This window comes from Streptomyces viridifaciens, from assembly GCF_001888885.2.
Classification (GTDB): Bacteria; Actinomycetota; Actinomycetes; order Streptomycetales; family Streptomycetaceae; genus Kitasatospora; species Kitasatospora aureofaciens.
In genome coordinates this window covers 894684-916430 of the sequence record NZ_CP090840.1, presented here as the reverse complement: position 1 = coordinate 916430, position 21747 = coordinate 894684, and the positions used below count along the sequence as shown (strand labels likewise).

17 protein-coding genes and 2 pseudogenes are annotated in these 21747 nt (G+C 72.9%); 9 read left to right on the top strand and 10 right to left on the bottom strand.

Features of this window, described 5'->3' with window-relative positions; translation table 11 throughout:
- Positions 1–367: 367 nt before the first annotated feature.
- From BOQ63_RS04195 to thrC, 4 genes are all read right to left on the bottom strand, one after another.
- Positions 368–1564 carry a ParB/RepB/Spo0J family partition protein gene (locus tag BOQ63_RS04195; RefSeq protein WP_072653412.1) on the bottom strand — a complete coding sequence of 399 codons (1197 nt, stop codon included), beginning with the start codon at positions 1562–1564 and terminating at the stop codon, positions 368–370.
- The gene (locus BOQ63_RS04190; RefSeq protein ID WP_046385887.1) at positions 1564–2223 is read right to left on the bottom strand and encodes a ParA family protein; all 660 of its coding nucleotides are present in this window, start codon (positions 2221–2223) and stop codon (positions 1564–1566) included. The genes BOQ63_RS04195 and BOQ63_RS04190 overlap by 1 nt, the downstream gene beginning before the upstream one ends.
- A gap of 387 nt (positions 2224–2610) precedes the next feature.
- Entirely contained in the window at positions 2611–3798 is a 1188-nt protein-coding gene (locus tag BOQ63_RS04185; protein ID WP_360466968.1) for a methyltransferase domain-containing protein, read from the bottom strand.
- Positions 3799–4105: 307 nt separating this feature from the next.
- Positions 4106–5191 (bottom strand): threonine synthase, encoded by a 1086-nt coding sequence (gene thrC, locus BOQ63_RS04180; RefSeq protein WP_050366247.1) that lies wholly within the window; start codon positions 5189–5191, stop codon positions 4106–4108.
- 64 nt (positions 5192–5255) lie between these two features.
- Between thrC and BOQ63_RS04175 the strand changes: the two genes are divergently transcribed.
- Together BOQ63_RS04175 and BOQ63_RS04170 are read left to right on the top strand one after the other, a co-directional pair.
- Entirely contained in the window at positions 5256–6077 is an 822-nt protein-coding gene (locus BOQ63_RS04175) for a MurR/RpiR family transcriptional regulator (protein ID WP_167395649.1), read from the top strand.
- A gap of 60 nt (positions 6078–6137) precedes the next feature.
- Positions 6138–6779, top strand: coding sequence for a nucleotidyltransferase domain-containing protein (locus tag BOQ63_RS04170; protein WP_072653409.1), 642 nt, complete (start codon positions 6138–6140; stop codon positions 6777–6779).
- Between the two features lie 11 nt (positions 6780–6790).
- On the opposite strand, the pseudogene BOQ63_RS04165 reads toward BOQ63_RS04170, so the two are convergent.
- The 3 genes and pseudogenes from BOQ63_RS04165 to BOQ63_RS04155 form a co-directional block, all read right to left on the bottom strand.
- Positions 6791–6889 (bottom strand): annotated as a pseudogene (locus tag BOQ63_RS04165) (DUF1048 domain-containing protein); the annotation flags it as partial.
- A gap of 137 nt (positions 6890–7026) precedes the next feature.
- Positions 7027–7281, bottom strand: a complete 255-nt coding sequence (locus BOQ63_RS04160) for a hypothetical protein (RefSeq protein WP_030555743.1) — start codon at positions 7279–7281, stop codon at positions 7027–7029.
- Between the two features lie 178 nt (positions 7282–7459).
- Positions 7460–8911, bottom strand: a complete 1452-nt coding sequence (locus BOQ63_RS04155; RefSeq protein WP_072653408.1) for an amidase — start codon at positions 8909–8911, stop codon at positions 7460–7462.
- Positions 8912–9066: 155 nt separating this feature from the next.
- Between BOQ63_RS04155 and BOQ63_RS04150 the strand changes: the two genes are divergently transcribed.
- A complete protein-coding gene (locus BOQ63_RS04150; RefSeq protein ID WP_030555740.1) occupies positions 9067–9681 on the top strand; it encodes a TetR/AcrR family transcriptional regulator in 615 nt (204 codons plus the stop codon).
- A gap of 107 nt (positions 9682–9788) precedes the next feature.
- Positions 9789–10651 (top strand): annotated as a pseudogene (locus tag BOQ63_RS04145) (cytochrome P450).
- A 25-nt stretch (positions 10652–10676) separates the two neighbouring features.
- Here the strand turns inward: BOQ63_RS04145 and BOQ63_RS04140 are convergent.
- Both BOQ63_RS04140 and BOQ63_RS04135 read right to left on the bottom strand, forming a co-directional pair.
- Positions 10677–11987: an alpha/beta hydrolase family protein gene (locus BOQ63_RS04140; RefSeq protein ID WP_030555739.1), complete on the bottom strand. Its 1311-nt coding sequence runs from the start codon at positions 11985–11987 to the stop codon at positions 10677–10679.
- A gap of 140 nt (positions 11988–12127) precedes the next feature.
- Positions 12128–12781, bottom strand: coding sequence for a DUF4232 domain-containing protein (locus tag BOQ63_RS04135; protein WP_030555737.1), 654 nt, complete (start codon positions 12779–12781; stop codon positions 12128–12130).
- Between the two features lie 513 nt (positions 12782–13294).
- On the opposite strand from BOQ63_RS04135, the gene BOQ63_RS04130 reads away from it, so the two are divergent.
- Positions 13295–15388 carry an APC family permease gene (locus BOQ63_RS04130; protein ID WP_454130592.1) on the top strand — a complete coding sequence of 698 codons (2094 nt, stop codon included), beginning with the start codon at positions 13295–13297 and terminating at the stop codon, positions 15386–15388.
- A 176-nt stretch (positions 15389–15564) separates the two neighbouring features.
- On the opposite strand, the gene BOQ63_RS04125 is transcribed toward BOQ63_RS04130, so the two are convergent.
- A complete protein-coding gene (locus BOQ63_RS04125; RefSeq protein ID WP_030555733.1) occupies positions 15565–16554 on the bottom strand; it encodes an alpha/beta fold hydrolase in 990 nt (329 codons plus the stop codon).
- Positions 16555–16673: 119 nt separating this feature from the next.
- Between BOQ63_RS04125 and BOQ63_RS04120 the strand changes: the two genes are divergently transcribed.
- From BOQ63_RS04120 to BOQ63_RS04105, 4 genes are all read left to right on the top strand, one after another.
- Positions 16674–17297, top strand: coding sequence for a helix-turn-helix domain-containing protein (locus tag BOQ63_RS04120; protein WP_232543214.1), 624 nt, complete (start codon positions 16674–16676; stop codon positions 17295–17297).
- Positions 17298–17463: 166 nt separating this feature from the next.
- A complete protein-coding gene (locus BOQ63_RS04115; protein WP_360465183.1) occupies positions 17464–19497 on the top strand; it encodes a sensor histidine kinase in 2034 nt (677 codons plus the stop codon).
- Positions 19461–20114 carry a response regulator transcription factor gene (locus BOQ63_RS04110; protein ID WP_033354673.1) on the top strand — a complete coding sequence of 218 codons (654 nt, stop codon included), beginning with the start codon at positions 19461–19463 and terminating at the stop codon, positions 20112–20114. Before BOQ63_RS04115 ends, BOQ63_RS04110 begins: the two co-directional genes overlap by 37 nt.
- A gap of 197 nt (positions 20115–20311) precedes the next feature.
- Positions 20312–20983: a VC0807 family protein gene (locus BOQ63_RS04105; RefSeq protein WP_143174616.1), complete on the top strand. Its 672-nt coding sequence runs from the start codon at positions 20312–20314 to the stop codon at positions 20981–20983.
- Positions 20984–21747 lie beyond the last annotated feature (764 nt).

Sequence of the window (21747 nt, the reverse complement as noted above, 5' to 3'; positions counted from 1 at the left end):
GCGGTCGGGCGGGTTTCCGGGGGGAGGAAATGCCGCGAACGAGTCGGCCCGCTGGGAGCTGGCCCGCTGGCGGCTCCGGCTGATCGTGAACGGAGGCATGCACCCGCAACCGGCGGCGACGTCATCGCGCACGACAGTCGGGGCGAACTGGCCCGGTCCCGGGCACTGTTGCCCCTGGCGAGGCCGGTCATCGAGTACGACAACGGGTACGGGAGGCAGCTGCACACGCAGGAGGAACTCGCCGGAGCACTCGTGGCCGAGGCCGAACGGCTGCTCGCGGGTCCCCGGCCGCCCCACGGGCTGCGGTGGCGGCAGAAACCCTGGTGCCCTCACCGCCCGGGGGCGGTGAGGGCACCAGGGCCTGTTGTCAGCTGCTGGTCGTCAGCAGGCGGTTGGCCAGGGCGTCGGCGAGGCGGTAGGCCTCGTCGGCCGAGAGGGTGCGGCAGATGGCGTCCGCCAGTTCCTCGACGTTGTGCCAGTCGACGTTGCCCAGGCCAGGCTGCGGGGCGGCCGGCGTCGGCTCCTCGTCCACCGGGGCGACGGCGCGCTGTTCCGGCATCGGGCGGGGCTCGGAATTTTCCGCGGAAAATCGGTCGGCGCTCGGAGCCGGTTCGGGGTTCGTCGGCTGCGGGCTGCGCGGGGCGGGCCCCGACCGGTCGGCAGCAGGCGTGGGCGTCGGAGCCGGAGCCGGAGCCGAAGCCGGAGTCGGAGTCGGAGTCGACGCCGGAGTCGGCGCTGGAACCGGAGTCGGCGTCACCACGGGTGCAGCCGCCTGCGGAGCCGCCGCCTTCGCCTCCAGCTTCGCCGCGCGCCTGGCCGCCACGGCGTCGGCGTCGGCCTGGAGCAGTTGCTCCAGCTGCGCCGTCTGCTCGGCCAGGGACATCTCCTCGATGCCCTTCACCGACCCGAGCCGCCGCGCGACGTTGATGGAGACGCCCTCCTCGCCGCGCGCCTTGGCCCGTACCTGGCGCTGCAGCTCGGGGTGGAGCTTCAGCAGGTTCTTGCGGTGCGAGATCCAGCTCTGGGACCAGCCCTCCGCCTCGGCGGCCTCCTTGGCGGTCGGGTACTGCGCCACGATGAGCAGGACCGCGTTGGCCTCCTCGATCGGGTCGAAGTCCTTGCGCGCCATGTTCTCGTCGAGCGCCGCCCGCAGCAGGGTCGCCTTGGACTCCGCCACCGAGTCGTCGACGACGACCAGCAGCTGCTCGCGCCCGTACAGCTGTGCGGCGGCCCGCCGGCGGTTGCCGTTGATGACGACGACGTCGTCCGGGCCCGCGCCCAGCGCCTGCCGGTCCTCCGGCCAGAGCCGGAGGTAGGCCGCCGGGGTGACGGCGAGGCAGCTCTGCAGCTGGCGGTCCTTGATGCTCGCCAGGTCGGAGAGGTCGCCCAGGTCGTCACGCGGGTTGCGCGGGTTGGGGAGGCAGTTGGCGGTACGGATCCACCTCGCCGGGGTGTCGCCGGGGACGGCCGAACCGGGGCTGCCCGAACGGGGGCTGTCCACACCGGGGGTGTCGACGACCGGGTCGGCGGCCATCGAGGCGAAGGAGACGCGACGGCCTGCCATCAGCGACCCCCGTAACCGAGTTCGAGGGACAGCCGGAAGAAGTCCTCGCGGGCCCGGTAGGCGGTGCCGCTCTCCTTGTACTGGGTGACGACCGTTCCCTCGGCGACCGCCCGGGAGTGGATCTTGTACCGGCGCAGGACGGTCTTGGCACGCGGCCATCCGCGCGCCGCGATGTACGCCTCGGTGTCCTCCAGGTCGGCGCGGCCGTCCCGGGGGTCCCAGTTGTTGACGACGACCCGGTACGGGATGTCCATCGGCTCGATGACCTTCTTGATGGTGCGCGCCGTGGGGTCGAAGCACAGCGGCTCGGTGATCATCGGGACCAGGACGTCGTCCGCGATCTCCAGCGCCCGGCGCAGGATCTCCTCGTCGGCCAGGGTGCCCGGCGTGTCGATGAAGATGTGCTCGTACTCGTCCTTCGCGCCGAGGACGTCGAAGGTGCACGCCGCCAGGTTGACCGTGGTGGTGGTCTTGCCGACGCCGCCCTTCTGGTTGGCGATCACGTGGATCTTCGCGCCGGTCTTCTTGAGGTGGACCAGCTGCTCGGCCTGGTCGTGCGCCGCCATGAAATCGAAGGGCAGGTTTTCCCCCACCCGCTCGGCCCAGACGACCGCCGATCCCTGGGGGTCGGTGGACACGACAAGCACAGATGGCTTCATGATGTTCCGTTCTCTCCGTGGGCTTCCCGGGCGGCTTGCCCGGTACTGCGGATGCCCGCCGCTCAAAGCCGTGGCGGCGGACTGGAACAGCATTCCAGATGATCGACTCGGGGTCTGACACGCCCCGGGTGTGTCGGAGCACAATGGCCGCGATTCCGGGTCCTGGATTTCCCGGAAGCGCGACTGTTCGTCTGGTCCCCTTCCCCGTAATCGGTTTCCGGTGCGTGCTGGATCCGCGGCCGGCGGAGGGGGGAAACGAAGCGGGAGAGCGACGGCTCGCGAATGTGCGCGCGGACGGTGCGCCGTGGCGTGGAGTGGTGTCGGAGTGGTGTGGCGCTCACGGAGTCATCTGGTTCCCCGGCAACGCGCGCGGGCAGGCGCGCCGGTTCAACGCCCGGCCGGTGCGGGCTGCGCGATCGGCCAGCGCGGGCCGTCCGGGCTGCCGTGCCAGGCCCACTGGGCGTCGGGGGTGACGGTGACTCCGTAGTCGTACAGTTCGGGCCGCCCCAGCCGCTCCCACTGGTCCCACGCGGCCATCACCTCGTCGCCGATGCGGCGCGGTCCGCCCTGCAGCAGTACGGGCCGGCCGTCCGCCCCCGCACGGAACTCCGCCCAGGACAGGGCGCCGTCGTGCACCAGGACGGCGGGACCCTCCGGCCCCTGCTCGGTGGTGAGGACGGCGTCGGGCACGGCGACCCGCACGGCGAAGCGCAGGTCCCAGTCCTCCAGGTCCGCCGGGTCGCGGTCCAGCACCCGCCGCACCTGCGGATCGGCGCCCGCCCGTACGGCCACGTGCGCGGCCGGTCCGTCGGTCGCCTGGGCGGGAGCGTGCCGGTCGCCCATGAACTGGGCGAGGCCGTGCACCCAGCCGCGCGCCCCGGCGCCGCCGTCGGCGACGGTGAGCGCCACGTACCCGAGCCGGCCCCACGGGTAGACGATCCGTCCGCCCGGCCGTACCGCCTCCACCCAGGACCACGGCACCGACTCCACCGCGTAGGTGGCGTGCAGGCGGTCGACCTGACCGCCGCCCGGAACTCCGCCGCGGGTGGCGTCGCCGGTCCGCACCTCGGCGTCCAGCCCTGCGGCGGCCAGGCGTTCGCGGGCGAACCCGGCCAGGCGCTCGTCCACCTCGCTGGATACCACCAGGCCCGGACCGGCCCGCCACGCGGACAGCGCCGCGGTCCACCCCTGGCCGGTGCCGACGTCCCACACCCGGTGCCCGGGCTCGAGCCGTAGGCTGTCCAGCATGTCGGCCACGGCCCCGGGTGCGGACAGCGACGACGACGGCAGCCCGCCGGTGAGCTGGGTGACGGCGGCCGAGCTGACACCGCCGTACAACTCGGAGGCCCAGCCGTCGGGATCGGCCGCGCGGTCGACCGGCACGTACGCCCAGCCGTCCCACCGCCACAGCCGCTGCGGCGCGAACCGGTCGCGGGGCAGCGCGGCGAAGGCCTCGCGCAGCCACGGCGAATCGGCGGGCCACTGGCCGCACCGCTCCATCTCCGCGTCCAGGCGCGCGCGGTGCCCGGCCAGGCCGTCGCCGCCGTTGCTGCCGCCGTCGCCGTTGCTGCTCACGCTCGCTCAGCCCTTCTTGTGCTTGCCCGTGCCACCGGCCGGCTTGTCCACCTTGCTGTCGGCGTTGCCGGGGGGCGGCGACCCCTTCCCCGGATCGGGTGCCGGCTTCGAGTGATCACCCATGGCGGTTCCCTTCGGTCGTGTGCGGGACACGGTCGTCCGCCATCCTCACGCGGCCCCCGTACCGGACGGTAGAGGGCGTGCGGGGGCGCCGGGGGAGCGCGTGGCGGAGCGTCCGCGCTTCGGCCGCCGTCGCGTCGGCCGCCGTCGCGCTGACTGTCGTCGCGCTGGCTGCCGCCACCGGCGCTCAGACGCGGGCTGAGCCGGTAGGGGCGGTGAGCGCCAGGGCACGGGCGACCTGGGCGGTGGACGAGCCGGTTTCGAGCGGGGTGTAGCCGTCGCGCAGGGAGGCGTCCTGGTCCTTCAGGCCGTTCCCGGTGAGGGTGATGACGACGGTTTGGCCCGGGGCGAGGTGGCCGCGGCCGTGCTGGTCGAGGAGCCCGGCGACACCGGCCGCGGAGGCAGGTTCGACGAAGACGCCGTCGTGGCGGGCGAGGAGTCGGTAGGCGGCGAAGATCTGCTCGTCGGTGACGGCGGCGATCAGGCCGTCGGACTGGTCCCGGGCGTCGACGGCTCCCTGCCAGGTGGCCGGGTTGCCGACGCGGATCGCGCTCGCGGCGGTCTGCGGGTCGGCGACGGGAGCGCCGTGGACCAGCGGTGCGGCTCCGGCGGCCTGGAAGCCCCACATGCGCGGGAGCCGGGCGGCGCGTTCTTCGGCGTGGTAGGTGCGGTACCCGCGCCAGGTGGCGGTGATGTTGCCGCCGTTGCCGACCGGCAGGCAGTGGATGTCGGGGGCGGTGCCGAGCGCGTCGACGGTCTCGTAGGCGACGGTCTGCTGGCCGGACAGGCGCAGTTCGTTGCGGACGCTGTTGACGAGGGCCACCGGGTGGTGGGCGGCGAGGTCGCGGGCGATGCGCAGGCAGTCGTCGAAGGTGCCCGCCACTTCGACGATCCGCGCGCCGTAGCGAACCGCCTGGCCGAGCTTGCCGAGGGCGACGCGGCCCGCGGGCACCAGGACGGCCGAGGCGATCGCGGCCCGCGCCGCGTAGGCGGCGGCCGAGGCGCTGGTGTTGCCGGTGGAGGCGCAGACGACGAGTTCGGCGCCGGCCTCCGCGGCCCTGCTGATCGCCACCGTCATCCCGCGGTCCTTGAAGGAGCCGGTGGGGTTGGCCCCGTCGAGCTTGAGCCGGACGTCGCAGCCGGTGAGGTCGGAGAGGTGCCGGGAGCGCAGGAGCGGAGTGTTGCCCTCGTTGAGCGAGATGGACGGAGTGCGGTCGGTGACCGGCAGCCAACGCCGGTAGGGGCTGTCGATGAGCCCTTGCCAGGTTTCCATGACCCAGAACGTAACACTCGTTTCATCAAGCCTGTCAATGACCATCTGGTGTAACATTCGGGTCATGGAATCCGTGGTGTCCCGACTCGAAGCCGCCTACCCGGGGCTTCCGCGGGGTGAGCGCGCGGTCGCCCGGGTCATCCTGGACGACTATCCGTTCGCCGCGCTGCAATCCCTGCGCACCCTCGCCGACCGCGCGGAGGTGAGCCCCCCGACCGCCTCCCGCCTGGTCGACCGGCTCGGCTACGACTCGTTCCCCGACTTCCAGGCCGGCGTCCGGGCCGAAGCCCAGGACCGGTCGAGACTGCGCGAGTTCGCCGCCCAGACCCCCGACCCCGGCAGCGCCGCACGCGAACTGCAGGACGGTCTGGCCAGCGCGCTCGCGGCCGTGAACACCCCCCTGCTGGACACGGCGGCCGACGCCCTCGCCGCAGCCCGCTCGGTCCGGGCGCTGGGCGGCCCGCTCAGCGAACTGGCCGCCGACTACCTGGTCCGCCAGCTGGGCGCACTGCGCCCGGAGGTGCGCATGGTCCCCGGGCCCGCACACGAACGAGCCCGCTCCCTCCTCGACATCACACCCCACGACCTCGTCGTCGCCTACGACTTCAGGCGCTACTCGGCCGCCACGTCCGCCTACGCCCGTACGGCCCGCGAACGCGGCGCCCGCCTCCTGCTCGTCACCGACGCCTGGAGGTCACCCCTGGCCGACCACGCCCAGGTCCTCATCCCCCTGCCCCACGAAGCTGCCGGACCGATCACCCCCCTCACCCACCAGATCGCCGTCACCGAACTCCTTCTCGTCGCAACCGCGTCCCGCCTCGACACCGCAGCACGGCTCGCCGAACTCGACGCCCTCGCAGCCTCCCTGCAACGCGACGGGGCGTAGGCCCCCGGGCCGCGGCCGCCACGCCCCGGGGACCCGTCGGGCCGCTGACAGATTCCTGCGATGAGCGAGCAACTGCCCAGCGGCGGTCTGGAACTGACGTCCGCGGAGATCGAGGCACTTCCCGCCAGGTGGTCGTCCTGCTGGACCCCGTGGGAGGTCGCGCAGCGGCTGGCCGGGATCAGCACGCCCTGGTACGTGGCCGCGGGCTGGGCGCTGGACCTGTTCCGCGGCGGGCGGACGCGCGCTCACGGGGACATCGAGATCGCGGTCCCGGCCGCGGGCTTCCCCGAGGTCCGCGACCGCTTCCCCGGCCACGTCTTCGACGCGGCGGGCGGCGGGCGGATCTGGGAGGACGCCGCGCCGGAGGTGCTGGGCGCCGTGCACCAGACCTGGCTCCGCGATCCGGCCACCGGCGACTACCTGCTCGACGTGTTCCGCGAACCGCACGACGGCGACACCTGGATCTGCCGACGCGATCCGACGATCCGGCTGCCCTACGGCGACATCGTCCACCGCACCCCGGACGGGATCCCGTACCTGGCACCCGAACCGGTCGTGCTGTTCAAGGCCAAGCACGCCCGCCCCAAGGATCGGGCGGACTTCGAGGCGACCGTCCCCCACCTGAGCGCGGCCCAGCGCGCGAGCCTGGCCGGGCTGCTCATCCGCGTGCACCCGGGGCACCCCTGGATCGCCGAGCTGTAGCCGGCGGGACGTCACTTCCCGTCCGCGCCGGGTCCCCCGCCGACGGACTCCTGGTCGACGTCCGCGTAGGTGGGCGAGTCCTTGACCAGGTCGTCGCAGAACGCGGTGACGATCGGAGAGCGACGGGGTGGGGCGGCGGCCGGACACGTTCGTGCCCGGCCGCCGCCCCGGGATCTCCGCGCCCGCGCCCGCGCCCGCCCGCGCCCGCGCCCGCGCGCGCCCGCAGCCGCCGTTGCCGTCGCCGCTTTCAGTGTTTCGGTGCGCGCTTCCGGACGAGCTGGAGCGCCACGTAGCCGATCACCACGAACAGAAGACCCCAGAACATGCGCAGCCCGACGAGGAACATGCCGAGCATCATGACGGCTGCGGCGGCCGACTGCCGGCGGATCTCAAGCGCAGAGCGTCGGCTGGCTGACGGCCGGACCAACTGACGGCCGGTGAAGACCTGTACGAGGTTGATCGAACCGAGAAGAACCGCGACTGCGGCAATGGCTGTCCACATCCCCGGAAGGGTAGTCAGCGTTGGCGATCATCGTCGAACCCGGTGCCTGTCCCGGCGGCCCCGTCGGAGTTGTCGGGCCTCTCAGGGCGACCTCGGATCTTTTGCCCTTGGCTTCGGCAGCCCGGGACCCGACCTGGTTCCCGACCTGTCGCAGGCCGCATCCCCTTGTGGGGCGGCCTCAGCGGCCCGGATGGCTTCCCGCCCACACCGTGGGGATGCGGTCCGACCACGGGGCGGCCTGTTCGAGTTGCCCGGCGAGGCGGAAGAGGCGGCCCTCGCGCCCGTAGCCGGCGGCGAACTGCATGCCGACCGGGAGCCCCGTGCCGGGGTCGGCCGTCACCGGCACCGACATGGCGGGTGTGCCCGCCACGTTGAACGCCGCGGTGAAGGGCGAGAGGTCGAGGAGCCGGCGGAGCCAGCCGAGGCCGTCCAGCGTCTCCGCTCCCCGGCCGTGGGTGCCCAGGGGCACGGGGAGGTCCGGCATGGTCGGGGTGAGCAGGACGTCGTACGCGTCGAAGGACCGTGCCAGGCTCCGGGAGACCCGGTTGCGGACGGCCAGAGCGGTCACGAGCTCGGTGCCGGTGACCCGCCGCCCGTAGTGGTAGCTGGCGAGGATCGGCGGTTCGAGGGTCGAGAAGTCGACCGGCCGGCCGGAGGCGGCGGCCAGTTCGTCGATCCACGCGGTGAGGTTCGCCGTCCACTGGCGGGCGTTGGCCAGGACGAACTCCTCCCAGTCGACGCCGAGTTCGGCTTGGGCCTGTTCCACCCGGTGCCCGAGGGACTCCAGCAGGCGCACGGTGCGGGACAGCGCCTCGGCCACGGGCGCCGTGGTTCGGTGCCCGCCCCACGGCTGGGCGAGGACGCCGATCCGCAGGGAGCCCGGGTCCCGGGAGACCTCCTGCGCGTACGGCCGGGGCGGCTCCGGGGCGACGTAGGGGTCACCCGCCGCCGGGCCGCTGACCAGGTCGAGCAGGAGTGCGCTGTCGCGCACGGTGCGACTGACGCAGCCCTGCACGGCCAGGCCGTTGAAGATCTCGTCGACGTCGGGGCCGACGGGTATGCGGCCACGGGTCGGCTTCAGCCCGAACAGGCCGTTGTAGGCGGCGGGGATGCGGATCGAGCCCGCCGCGTCGGTGGCGTGTGCGAGCGGCACGATCCCGGAGGCGACGGCCGCGCCCGCGCCGCCGCTGGAGCCGCCGGCGCTGCGCGTGAGGTCCCACGGGTTGCGGGTCGGGCCGTACAACACGGATTCCGTCGTAGTGCTGTAGGCCATCTCCGGGGTCGCGGTCCGTCCGAACGTCACGAGGCCGGCGCGGCGGAAGCGTGACATCAGGGTGGAGTCGGCGGCGGCGACGTTCCCGGCCGCGAGGCGGCTGCCGAGCTCCGTGCGCCGGCCTGCCATGGTGATTCCGAGGTCCTTGATCAGGAAGGGGACCCCGGCCAGCGGCGCGCTGCCGGGGCGGGGCCCGTCGTCGGCCGGCCAGATCTCCACGACGGCGTTGAGCTGCGGGTCGACGGCCCGTACGGCCTCCCGCGCGGCCGCCTCCACCTCGGCGGGGGTCACCTGGCCCCGGGCGATCAGTTCGGCGAGCCCGACCGCGTCGAAGCCCACGTAGTCCTTGACGTCCACTGGGTCACTCCTGGAATCGAGAGCGATACCGCTCGGTCTTTGACGATACCGATCGGTATCGCATGGAACGGACTGGTACCGTAGCAGGAAGAACGGAGAAAACAGCAAGAGCGGGAAGCGGAAGACCCGCGAGCGACCGGAGGCCCGTAACCGCCATGACATCGCCCGACAGACGACCGAGCCGGGTGGCGAAACTGCCGCCCCGTGAGCGCATCCTCGACGCCGCGGAGGAGCTCTTCCAGAGCGAGGGCATCCGGCGCGTGGGCGTCCAGGCGATCGCCGAGAAGGCCGAGACCACCAAGATGGCGATCTACCGTCACTTCGAGACCAAGGACGAACTGGTCGCCGAGTGGCTGCGGATCGTCGCCGCGGACTACCAGGCGGCGTTCGACCGGGTCGAGGCCGAGCATCCCGGCCGGCCCGGGGAGCAGATCCTCGGCCTGGCCCGCTTCATCGCCGAGGGGCTGCCGGCGGTCTCGCACCGGGGCTGTCCCTTCATCAACTCCATCGCCGAACTGCCCGACCGCGCCCACCCCGCACGGCAGGTGATCGAACAGCACAAGGAGCGTCAGACCCGCCGGCTGGTCGACATGTGCGCGCGAGCCGGGTTGCCCGACCCCGAACAGACCGCGGCCGAGATCACCTTCGTCCTCGAAGGAGCCCAGGTCAGCAAGCAGAACGGCAGCATCGACCGGACGGGCGAGCGCCTGATGCGGATCGTCGAGGGGATCGTCAACCGGGCCGGAACACCCGCCCCGGCCGCCCGCTGACGGGCTCCGGGGTCGGTGGCGGGCCGGGACGCCCCGGCCCGCGACCGGGGGGCATCCGGGCGACCCGCGGTTTCGCCTCGCACCCCCGCCCCGGGCAGCCGAGGCCCATGGACCGACGATCTTCCCCCAGGGCCGACAGCACCCTGCCGCTGCTGCTGCGCGGCTACGCGTGGCTGCCGAACCGGCTGCGCCGCCGTCCCGGGCCGGTGCTGCGAACCCGGCTGCTCGGCCGCCCGGCCGTGGCCCTGCACGGCCCGGAAGCGGTGCGCTTCTTCTACGACGAGCGCCACATCCGCCGCGCCGGCGCGCTGCCGGAGCCGGTGCGCGCCACCCTGTTCGGCCACGGCGCCGTCCACGGCCTCGACGGGGCTGCGCACCAGCTGCGCAAGGCGATGTTCCTCGGCCTGCTCGCCGATCCGCGCCGGCTGGAGCGGCTGGTCGGGAGCGTGGGCGAGGCCTGGGCCGCGGCGGTTCCGCGCTGGCGCGAACGCGGACAGGTCGTCGTGCTCGACGCGGTGGCCGGGGTGCTGACCGCGGGTGTCGCCCGCTGGGCCGGCCTCACCCTCCACGATGACGAGGTGGCGCCGCTGGCCCGCGACCTGGTTGCCATGGTGGACGGCTTCGCCACCATCGGCCCGCGCCACTTGCGGGCCCTGCCGGCACCCTCGTCCTGCTCGATCTCTACGGGCACCTCCACGACCCGGCGCTGTGGGAGGACCCCTACCGCTTCCACCCCCAGCGCTTCCTCGACGTGCCCGCCGACCCGCAGAAGCTGATCCCGCAGGGCGGCGGCGATGCGGCCACCGGCCACCGCTGCCCAGGCGCGGGCGTCATGGTGGGGCTGCTGGAATCCCTCGCACCACGGCTGGCACGGCTCGACTACACCGTCCCCGACCAGGACCTCACCATCGCGCTCGGCAGGGTGATCGCCCGCCCCCGCAGCGGCTTCGTCATCAACCTGACCTCCTGACACCCCACATCGCTCCGATGGCGCGTCACCGCTCGTAGATCATCTCGGGGAAGCGCGGCGACGGGCCGTCAAGGAGGTGGTCGTCGTGGCCGCGCAGCCAGCGGTCGAAGAACGACGCGACGTACGAGCGGGTGGCGAGCACCGCGCGGTCCGGGCGGACGTCGCCGACGTCGGCGGTCAGGTTCGCGCCGCTGATCGCGCCCTGGCGGGCGAGCTGGGGCAGCAGGGACTGCGCGTCGGTGTAGGAGCCGTGGCGGGAGCCGGTGAGGGTCACGTCGGCGTGCCAGCCGGTGCTGTGCTGCCACAGGGCGTCCCAGCCGGGCTGCCGGTGGTAGCTGCCGGAGTCGGGGTCCTGGGTGCCCATGAGCAGGAAGGGCCTGGTCAGGCCGTCCTCGGCGACGCTGGGCAGGAAGACGCCGGTCCTGCCGTCCGGGCCGGGGAAGTGCAGCTGGCCGTCGAGGTTGACGCCGGCCTTGAGGCGCGGATCGTCGTGCATGGTCTGGAGGGCCGTGGAGCCGCCACCGGAGTGGCCGACCATGCCGATCCGGTCGAGGTCGAGGGAGGCGGCCAGGCCGGCCGGTAGCTGCTGGTCGTGGTGCCGCCCGTCGTCGTGGTGCAGTCCGGCGAGCTGGTCCAGGACGAAGCGGGTGTCGTCGACCCGGGTCTGCAGCACCTTGCGCAGGAGGGCGCCCATGTCGAGACCGGGCTGCTCCATCAGCGCGGGGAGGACGGAGGTCGCGAGGTCCCCGTCGGGGAAGGCGACCTCGGAGGCGTCGTAGGTGTGGTCGACGGTGACGACGGTGTAGCCGCGCGAGGCGAGGTCCTCCACCAGGCCGGTGCCCCAGGTGCGCGGGTCGCCGAACCCCGCCGAGTACAGCACGACGGGCCGCCGGCCGCCGGGGACGGCGGGCGCGTCGGCGCGGGCGTGGGTGCGGATGCCCTTCCAGTCGGTGCGGCCTGGCTCGAATCCGTGTTCGCTCTGGCCTACGCTCCCGGCGCTGCCGAAGTGATCGGCGGCAGGGGGGAGCATGTACGGCGTACGGTCGTCGCCGGTGGCGGGCCGGGTGGTCGGGTACCAGAAGCTGATCATCAGTTTGCGGTGCTGTCCGGGCTTCCACGGGTCGTCCCGGCGGTCGTCCGTGAGCTGCAGGGACGTCGTGCCGACCGGGTACGGCCCGGTGGGCTGCGGCAGCCAGGCACTCGCCTGCCGTTCGGTGCCCCGCTCCGGCTCCGCCACCGCGCCCGGTGCGGCGACCGCCCCCGGTGCGGCGACCACGCCCAAGACCGCCGTCGCCGCCAGCAGCACCGCCGCCACGGCCCGTCCTCGCCCGTTCATCGCCGTTCCTCCTCGTTCGGTTCCGTCTCGCCCTCGGCAGGGGCGACGGTACGGGCGGGAAGGGGCGGAAACCGTCATACCGGGGTGTCAAGTTCGCTGTGCTACCCCGGTATGACGGTGTCCGGGAGGGGCAGCCGCGGTCACTGACCCTGGCCGGCGCTTCCGATCGGGCCGATCTTCACCGGGGCGCTGTCGTCGGCGGCGGGCAGCGAGCCGGCGCCGGGCCAGGGCAGGGTGACCGACTGGGTCTCGTCCGGCGGGGTCACCACCAGGCCGGTGATCCGCAGGCCCGAGCCGCCCGTGTTGTTGGCCGGGTAACTGATGCCGAAGTAGGTCGACTTGCCGTTCGCCACGACGCCCGTGACGACCGGTTCGCCGGAGCGCTTCGCGGACAGCGTGCCCGAGGGGGTCGTCAGGTCGACGCCCGCGTATCCGGACAGCGTGCAGTCCTTGCCGCTGTGGTTCTTCAGCTCGACCACGACGGTGTTGGTGGGGTCGCCGGTGATGGTGTGGTCCGCGGCGGTGATGGTCAGGTCCGCGGTCCGGCACTTGGCGGTCTTCCCGGCGCCGGTGGAGCCGGCCGGTGCGGTGGTGGGGGCCGTGCCGGGCTTCCCCGGCTTGCTCGTGGCCGGTGCGTTCGAAGCCGGGCCGCCGACGGGGGCGGTGCCGGTGGACGCCGTCGGGCCGGCGGTCGAGGTGCCCTGTGCGGTGTCCGTGTCGTCGTTCTGGCAGGCGGTGAGAGAGAGGGCGGCGGCGACGGCGAGGGCGGCGAAGGCGAGCTTGCGAGCGTGCACGGTGTTTTCCTCCGGACGGGTCGGTGGCGCCTGGTGCTCGGTGTGAGCGGGTTTCCGAAGGCAGGGACCGCCGCCCGGGGCGGACCGTTCCACCCGGACCGCCCCCAGGACAGTGCTGTGACATGTACGGCCGGAGACCACCCGCGCCGTCGCCCGCCGGGCCGCGCCGTATCCTGCTGCCGACCTGCCCGGATGCCGGTTCGCAGCGTTGCCGCGCCCCGTCGACGGCGTCGCCGATCGTCGGTACACACCCGTGACCTGGACGATCTTGACCACGGACACGGGCGCGGCACCAACTCCCGGACGACGCCCCCGTGATGTGCCCGGACCGGCACGGTCACCGGGGCGGAACCGTCGGCCCCGTCCTCCGGCCCCGTCCTCCGGGACCGGCGGCGAGGCGACCGAGCGGGCCCCGCGCGGGGACTGTTCCGCGGCTGCGGGGGCAGTCGTCCACTGGCCGGTGGCGCGACGCGCTGGGAGCGGGCGGACGAAGGGCGGTTCGAGGTGGCGGCTGTGACGGGGAAGGCACCGGCGAACGAGCAGGTGGCGGCCGGTGTGCCGGAGCGCATTGGCTACCGGGTGAAGAGGTTGCTGCTCGGGCCGCCGCTGGTCACGGCGCAGCTGCGGGCCGAGAAGCTGTCGAAGCCGGTGGCGTTGGGGGTGCTCGCGCCGGATTGCATCAGTTCCAGCGCGTACGGGACCGAGCAGATGCTGACGCAGCTGGTGCCGGTGGCGGGGGTGGCGGGTTTCGCCCTGGTGATGCCGGTGACCGGGGTCATCCTGGCGCTGCTGGTCCTGCTCACGCTGTCCTACCGCGACGTGGTCATGACCTATACCCGTGCGGGTGGTTCGTACGTGGTGGCGCGGGAGAACTTCGGCCCGCGCGTCGCGCAGGTCGCGGCAGTGGCGCTGCTGATCGACTACGTCGTGACGGTGGCGGTGCAGACCGCCGCGGGGACGGACGCGGTCGCCTCCATGCTGCAACTGCTCTTCCACACGGACATCGGCCCGGACAAGCTGTGGGTGACCCTGGGCGTGGTGTGCCTGCTGTGCTACGGCAACCTGCGGGGCATCCGGGAGGCGGGTCGGGCGTTCTCCGTGCCGACCTACCTGTTCGTCCTCGCCGCGGGCCTGACCGTCGTCGTGGGCCTGGTCCGGCTGGCCACGGGCAGCCTGCCACGCCTGGGCGACGCGGACCTGCACGCGGCCGGGGCCGTGCCGGTCGGCGCCCCCGGCGGGGGGATGGCGGCGGGTGTCTCGCTGTTCGTCCTGATGCGGGCCTTCGCCAACGGCGGGTCCTCGCTGACGGGCCTGGAGGCGATCTCGAACGGCGTGGGCGCCTTCCGGCCGCCGCAGGGCGCCAACGCCCGCCGCACCCTGGTGATCATGAGCGCCACCCTCGGGGCCCTGGTCCTGGGGATCTCCACCCTCGCCTGGCAGACCCATGCGGTCCCCTTCACGTCCGGCAGCCCCACCGTGCTGGCGCAGGAGGCGCACCTGGTCTTCGGACAGAGCGGCTTCGGACAGGTCATGTTCGCGCTGGTCCAGGTGGCCACGGCGCTGATCCTGTACACCGGCGCGAACACTTCCTTCAACGGGTTCCCGTTCCTGGCCAGCTTCGTCGCCGAGGACGCCTTCCTGCCCCGCCGGCTCACCCTGCGCGGCCACCGCCTCGCGTTCTCCAACGGGATCCTGGTGCTCGCCGCCGTGTCCCTGGGGCTGCTGCTCGTGACCGGCGGAAACGTGACCAGGCTCGTCTCGCTCTACGCCATCGGCGTGTTCACCGGCTTCGTCATGGCCACCGCAGGCCTGACCAGGTACCACTGGCGACGTCGCGAGAAGCACCGCACGGTCAAGGCCGCCGTCAACGCGGCGGCCGCGACCGCCTCGGCCGCCGTGGTCGTCGTCTTCGCCGTCACCAAGTTCACCGAAGGCGCCTGGGCGGTGGTCGTCGTCTTCCCGATCGGGGTGTGGGCCCTCATCCGGACCAACGAGCGCTACCGCGCGGAGAGCGCCGTCCTGAACGCGGCGCCCGCCACGGCGACAACCGCCACCCGGTCACGCAACGTCGTCCTCCTCCTCGTCGACCGCCTGGACCTGGCCGTCATCACCGCCCTGCGCTACGCGCACACCCTGCGGCCCGCCGACCTCCGGGCCGTCCACATCGCGCTCGACAGCGCACACGCCGAGCAACTCCAGCGCGCGTGGCAGGCCAGCCAGGCCGCGGACATCCCCCTCGACCTGGTCGACTGTCCGGACCGGCGGCTGCACCGGGCCGTCGCCGGCCTCGCCTCCCGCACGAGTGCCGACGGCCGCACCGAGGTCACCCTGCTGATCCCGCGCCGCGCCTACGGGCCCCTCGTGGGACGGCTCCTGCACGCCCGCCGCGGCGACGCGATCGCGCACGCCGTCAGTCGGATCCCGCACGTCGCGGCCACCATTGTGCCCTTCGACGTCTCCGCGGCCCTCAGGGAACACCAGTGCCGTGCGGCGGCCGTACGCGCAGCCGGGCGGGAAGACGAAGGAGGAACGTCCGCCCAGGGCGAACCCTCGGTGGCGAGGCAGGGAACCGCGCCGTCGACGCCGCCCGAACCCGGCGGGCACTGACCCCGCAACCGCGATGGCCCACCAGGCGCCGACACCGCGCGACCACGCGGCGGGCGCCGGCGTCCGCCGGATTCGTCAACTACCCGACGGAGCGGTGGCAAACCGTAGCGGGCGGACCGCCGTCCGGTCAGCAGTGCCCAGTACCGGTCCCCGTAGGACCGGTGACGCCCGGCGGTTCAGCCCTGGAGGGAGTCGAGCCAGGAGGTCAGCAGGCGGTTCACCTCCTCGGGACGCTCCTGCTGTATCCAGTGCCCGCAGCCGTCCAGGATGTGGCTGGAGGTCAGGCCGGGGAGGGTGGCCGGGTAGGCGTCGATCGCGTCGGCCATCCAGGTCGTGGAGGCGTCGAGGGCGCCGCCGATGAACAGGGACGGTTGCTCGATCGGGGCGCCGCCGTAGGGGGCGAGGTCCTCCCAGTCGCGGTCCATGTTGCGGTAGCGGTTGAGGGCTCCGGTCATGCCGGTGCGCTCGAACTCCCCGGCGTACACGTCGAGGTCGTCCTCGGTCAGCCAGGCGGGCAGGCTGCCGCCGGGGAAGCGGTCGCGCAGCCGGCCGCCGGTGCGGGCCACGAAGTGGGGGTCGGGCTCGCCCGGGGTGGGCATGGTGTCGGCGGACATGGCTGCGTAGAAGCCCGCGAGCCAGCCCCGGAGGTCGGGCTCCATCTCCGCTTCGGCCCGGCCGGGCTCCTGGAAGTACGAGACGTAGAACTCCTGGTCGCCGCCCATCTGTGCGAAGACGTCGGTGGGGCGGGGGCCGCCGGGCGGCGCGTAGGGGACGCTCAGCAGTCCGACGGCGCGGAAGACCTCGGGGTGGAGGAGGGCGGAGGCCGCGGCGATGCCGGAACCCCAGTCGTGCCCGACGATCACCGCCTTCTCCTCGCCCAGGGCGCGCACCAGGGCGACGTTGTCCTCCACCAGGTCGAGCATCCGGTAGGCGTCCGTCGCGGCCGGCTTGGAGGAGCGGCCGTAGCCGCGCACGTCAAGCGCCACGGCCCGGTACCCCGCCGTCGCGAGGGCCGGGAGCTGGCGGCGCCAGGAGTACCAGGACTCGGGGAAGCCGTGGACGAGCAGGACCAGCGGTCCGGTGCCCTGTTCGACCAGGTGCAGGCGCCCGGCGGGTGCCTCGATGGTGCGGTGGCGCAGGTCGGCGGACGGCGCGGGCTGGTGCATGGCTTCTCCTCGGTTCACGGGCGGCCGCGGTTACCCACCGATCTTGCGGCGCGGCGGGCGCCCGACGCGAGAACCCTTGTCATCCTGGCAAACTGGCAGGACAGGGCGGTGGAGGCGGCATGGCTGGAGGGGGTGGGGCGATGGTGACGGACGACGGCATTGCCGACACGCTGGCGGTCATGGGCCCTCGACTGCGGACCGCGCGCGAGCAGCGCGGCGCCACCCTCACCGACGTCAGCCGCGCGACCGGCATCTCGCTGAGCACGCTGTCGCGGATCGAGACCGGTCGGCGCAAGCCGACCCTGGAGGTGCTGCTGCGGCTCGCGAAGGCGTACGACGTCTCCCTGGACGAGCTTGCCGGCACCGGACCGGTCGCCGCGGCCGGACCGCGCATCCGGGTGCCGCAGCGCCCCGCCGACGACAAGGTGGTGCTGCCGCTGACCCGGTTCGTGGGGGGCCTGCACGCCCACAAGCACGTCCTGCCCGCCGTCGACGCGCCACCGGCGCGGCCGCGGCAGGTCTCCCACGACGGGTACGAGTGGCTGTGCGTCCTGTACGGGCGGCTGTGGCTGGCGCTCGGTGACCAGGACCTCGTCCTGGGCGCCGGGGAGGTGGCCGAGTTCGACACCCGCACCGCCCACGGCGTCGCCAACGCCGGTCCCGGCGGACCGGTCGAATACCTGGTCATGTTCGGGCCGCAGGGAGAGCGCCTCCGACCGCGCACCCCAGTCCCCGGCCGCTGAGGCGAAGCGGCGCGGTGCTCGGTGGCGCCGGTCCTGACTCGCCTTCACCCACAGGCGTGGTGGACACGGCCTTCCATCGCTGCTGGTCCCCCCGGAAGCCGCCCGGCCGCACTCCGCACGAGATCGGCACGATCGACGCTCGAACGGACCGTGGGAGACTGGCCCGGTGCTGGCTCCGAACGCCCAGGAAGAACGACATGAGGGGCCGACCGGAGCGGTCGGCGCCCTGACAGGCCTGCGGGCGCACGCGATGGTGCCGCTGCGCGGCGCGGCGCTCGCGGTCCTGGGTCTGCTGGGGCTGGTGGTCCTGCTGCCGGCCGCGGTCGCGGCGGGCGTGGGCGCGGTGGGCGTGCTGGACCTGTCCCGTCGGCTGCCGCGGTTGCGGCGGGAGCTGGCCGGGCAGTGGTCGGAGGTGCCCGTCGACGATCCCTACCTCCCCGAGCCGCCGGAGCCCCGCCCGAGGGACAGCGGGCTGTACCGCGACGGCAGGCAACTGTACGCCTCTTACGGCTCGGCGTTGCGACGGAGGCGGGTGCGGCAGGTGCGGCGGGATCCGGCGACGAGACGGGACCTGGCTTTCCTGCTGTTCGACCCGTTCGTCGGGGTTCCGGTGGCGTCGCTGCCCGTGGCATTGATGGCCGGTGGTCTGTACATGGTGGTCGCCGCCCTGTGCCGGGCGGTCGGCGACGTCAGCCCGCCGGGGACGGCGTGGGCCGGCGCGGTGGTGGTGGCCGGGGCCGGGCTGGTGTCGCTCGCGACGGGGCTGACGGTCGGGCCGCTGGTGCTGTGGGTGCACGGGTGTTGGACGCGGCTGCTGCTGGCCCGCCGGGCGGTGCCGTCGCTGGTGGCCGGTGGGGGCGCGCTGGGCAGGCGCCTGCGGATGCTGGGCGCCGGGGCCCTGCTCTCGCTGCTGTCGATGGTCGGTTTGGTGCTGGCCGCCGTACAGGTGGTGGCGCTGGTGGCCGGGTTGTGCACCGGGCTGGTGCTGCTCTTCCCGAAGGCCGTGGGCTTCGCCCGCCGCTTCGTCGCACTGAGCCGGCGACTGGCCGGGGACTGGTTGGGCGTGGAGATCGAGGCGCCCTACATGCCCGCGCCGGAGCCGGTGCGGCGCGGCGCGGACGGCTACTACCAGTACGGGCGGCGGCTGTACCGGACCCCCTATCTGGTGCGGCAGTTGCAGCTGATGCGTCACACCTCGCGCGATCCGGCGGTGTGGCGGGACCTGCTGTGGTCGACGGTCAACCCGCTCGTGGCCGCCGTGCTGCTGTCGGTGCCGCTGGTCGTCGTCGGGTTCTCGCTGTTCGGGCTCATCGTGCCGGGGGTTCTGAACCTGGTGACGGACGGGACGGGCCCGTACACCTTCTGGGACGGGGCGCTGCGCCGGCTGACGGCGAGCGAGGCCCTCGCGGGCATCCCGTGGGCGGCGGTTGCGGTGGGCGCGGTGCTGATGGCGGCGGTGTCGTGGGTTGCGCCGTACGCGCTGAAGGCGCACGCCCGCTTCGCTCTGCTGCTGCTGCGGCCGACCCGGCACGCGCAGCTGGCCCGGCGGGTGGAACGGCTGACCGAGACCCGCGCGGACGCCACCGGTGTCCAGGCCGCCGAACTGCGCCGCATCGAACGGGACCTGCACGACGGGGCCCAGGTGACGCTGGTGGCGATCGGGATGACGCTGCGGGTGGTGGAGCGGCAGCTGGGCGAGGAGGCTCCGGAACTGCGCGAGCTGGTGGCCGAGGCCCGTCGGCAGGCGGCGACGGCCCTGTCCCAGCTGAGGGACCTGGTGCGGGGCATCCATCCGCCGGTCCTCGCGGAACGGGGCGTGGGCGATGCGGTCCGCGCGGTGGCGCTGGACTACCCGCTGGACGTCGAGGTGACGGTGGACGTTCCCGGGCGGCCGGAGGCGCCGGTGGAGGCGTGCGCGTACTTCGCGGTGTGCGAGGTCCTCGCGAACGCCGCCAAGCACTCGGGGGCCTCCCGGGTGCGCATCGACCTGCGGCACTCCGACGGGGTGCTGAGGATGACGGTGAGCGACGACGGCCGGGGCGGGGCCGATCCGGCCAAGGGAACGGGTCTCTCGGGCGTGCGCCGCCGGTTGGGTACGTTCGACGGAGATCTGTTCGTGAGCAGCCCGGTGGGCGGCCCGACACTTGTGACCATGGAGCTGCCATGCGTGTTGTCCTCGCCGAGGACCAGTTCCTCCTGAGGGAGGGAATGGTGCGGCTGCTGAGGTCGTACGAGTTCGAGGTCGTCGCGGCCGTCGACAACGGACCGGAGCTGTCGCGGGCTTTGACGCGGCACCGGCCGGACATCGCGGTGGTCGACGTGCGGCTGCCGCCGACGTTCACCGACGAGGGGTTGCAGGCGGCGCTGGCGGCCCGCCGGGAGGTGCCGGGGCTGCCCGTGCTGGTGCTGTCGCAGCACGTGGAGCAGCTGTACGCGCGCGAGCTGCTGGCCGACGGGCGGGGCGGTACCGGGTACCTGCTGAAGGACCGGATCTTCAGCGACGAGGAGTTCGTCGACGCGGTGCGCCGGGTGGCGGGAGGCGGGACGGCGATGGATCCCGAGGTGATCTCCAAGCTGGTGGCGCGGAACGAACACAGCGGGCCGTTGACCTCGTTGACCGGGCGTGAGCTCCAGGTGCTGGAGCTGATGGCGCAGGGGAGGTCCAACGCGGGCATCGCGCAGGAGCTGCACCTGAGCGACAGCGCCGTCAGCAAGCATTCGGCGAGCATCTTCACCAAGTTGGAGCTGACGCAGGACAACAGCGACAACCGGCGGGTGCTGGCGGTGCTGGCGTACCTGAACGCGCCGCAGAACTGAGCGGCGGCCCCATTGGCGGCGGCCCTTCTCCACCCCCGTCGGCCCCATGGCCGCGGGGGTGGAGTTTTCTGCACCGCAGGTGTGCTCGCAGCTTCATTCCGCGGCCTTGGTGCGGGCCGTAGTTTCGTGTCTGAAGGCGGGCCGAAGGGTCCGGGCAAGGACCGGGCACGGGCGAGGGAGATCAGACGGTGATGACGATGGAGCCGCAGGGGACCGACGGGCAGAAGAGCGGCGGACGGCGGACGGCGGCCTCGGCGAAGCCGAAGGACCCGAAGGCCGATCTGATCCGTACCGCGTTCATGGAGGTCGGCGTCCCGCTCGGTCTGTACTACGGCCTGCGGGAGGTCGGTCTGGGGCAGTGGCTGTCCCTGCTGGTGAGCGGTGCCGTACCGCTCGCGCAGCTGGTCTACAAGATGCTCACCGAGGGCCGCGTCGCCACCGTCACCCTCTTCACCCTGAGCGTCATGGCCTCCAGCACCGCGATCACCCTCCTCACCGGCGACGTCCGCCTCCTGCTCGCCCGCGAGAGCTACCTCACCGGCCTCCTCGGCCTCTGGATGATCGGCACCCTCCTCGCGAAGCGACCCTTCATGTTCACCACCATGATCAAGATGCTCCCCGAGGAAACCGCCCGCACCTGGCACGCCAACTGGGACAACCACGCGCGCTTCCGCAACGTCATGCGCTGGATGTCCGTCGCCTGGGGCGCCGCCTTCCTCATCGACTCCGCCGCCCGCATCGTCATGGCCTACACCCTCCCCGTCGACCTCGTCCCCGTTCTCTCCGTCGTCCTCCTCATCGGCATGCTCATGACGGTCGTCAAGATCAGCAAGTCGTACGGACGCCGCATGATGGCCGAACTCACCTGATCCCCCCACCCCCCCCGAATGAAGTGGGCCGCCCCCTCGGGAAGCGGCCCACTTCGTCGTACCGGCACCCATCCGCGTCCTTCGGTCCCTCGGCCCCTTCCTCCTTCAGTCCCTCCATGTTTCCGCAGGTCAGAGCACTTCCAACAAGCAGGACAGGGACTGAAGGGACTCAATTCCCACTGTTCCGGCCGTGGCATGCGTGTGCGTACGCGCGGGCGTGAGGAGCCACATGTTCGTTGTTCGCCTCACAGCCGGGAAGTTGAGTCCCTTCAGTCCCTTCGACTCGAGCCCAGCCCGCTGACCTGCAGGTTCATCAGTGACCGAAGTGGCAGGGGCCGCACTGTCCCCAACGACGGTTCCACCCCTGGCCCGGGGGGAGTCGGGGTCCCGGGCAGAGGGCCCCGAGGGCCGTCCCCACCACCAGGCCCTGCCACCCGGCGGCAGCGGCCCGGAGGGTCCGACCCGACCGCCCCGCACGGGCCGTCCCCGGCGCCGGGGATCTCAAGGACTTATAGGGACTCAAGGGACCAGGAAAACGAAATGGTCAACGCTCTGCGAAGCTGCGGGCGTGTCCTGAGTTAGGGTCAGACACTGTGAAACTTTGGTCCCTTCAGTCCCTGAACAGGGGTTCGATGGACCGGTCTCCCACCATCCCGCGACAACCGAGCCAGCAGCTCTGACAGCCGAGGAAAGACACGTGCCAGCCCGCAGCCCATCGCCGTCACCAGCGGCAGTCGAGGCGGGCCAGGGACTCGAGGTCGCCC

Coding starts and splice junctions, on each gene's coding strand:
- BOQ63_RS04195 (WP_072653412.1), bottom strand. CDS start 1,564: ATGGCAGGCCGTCGCGTCTCCTTCGCCTCGATGGCCGCCGACCCGGTC.
- BOQ63_RS04190 (WP_046385887.1), bottom strand. CDS start 2,223: ATGAAGCCATCTGTGCTTGTCGTGTCCACCGACCCCCAGGGATCGGCG.
- thrC (WP_050366247.1), bottom strand. CDS start 5,191: ATGGAAACCTGGCAAGGGCTCATCGACAGCCCCTACCGGCGTTGGCTG.
- BOQ63_RS04175 (WP_167395649.1), top strand. CDS start 5,256: ATGGAATCCGTGGTGTCCCGACTCGAAGCCGCCTACCCGGGGCTTCCG.
- BOQ63_RS04170 (WP_072653409.1), top strand. CDS start 6,138: ATGAGCGAGCAACTGCCCAGCGGCGGTCTGGAACTGACGTCCGCGGAG.
- BOQ63_RS04160 (WP_030555743.1), bottom strand. CDS start 7,281: ATGTGGACAGCCATTGCCGCAGTCGCGGTTCTTCTCGGTTCGATCAAC.
- BOQ63_RS04150 (WP_030555740.1), top strand. CDS start 9,067: ATGACATCGCCCGACAGACGACCGAGCCGGGTGGCGAAACTGCCGCCC.
- BOQ63_RS04140 (WP_030555739.1), bottom strand. CDS start 11,987: ATGAACGGGCGAGGACGGGCCGTGGCGGCGGTGCTGCTGGCGGCGACG.
- BOQ63_RS04125 (WP_030555733.1), bottom strand. CDS start 16,554: ATGCACCAGCCCGCGCCGTCCGCCGACCTGCGCCACCGCACCATCGAG.
- BOQ63_RS04120 (WP_232543214.1), top strand. CDS start 16,674: ATGGCTGGAGGGGGTGGGGCGATGGTGACGGACGACGGCATTGCCGAC.
- BOQ63_RS04110 (WP_033354673.1), top strand. CDS start 19,461: ATGCGTGTTGTCCTCGCCGAGGACCAGTTCCTCCTGAGGGAGGGAATG.
- BOQ63_RS04105 (WP_143174616.1), top strand. CDS start 20,312: ATGGAGCCGCAGGGGACCGACGGGCAGAAGAGCGGCGGACGGCGGACG.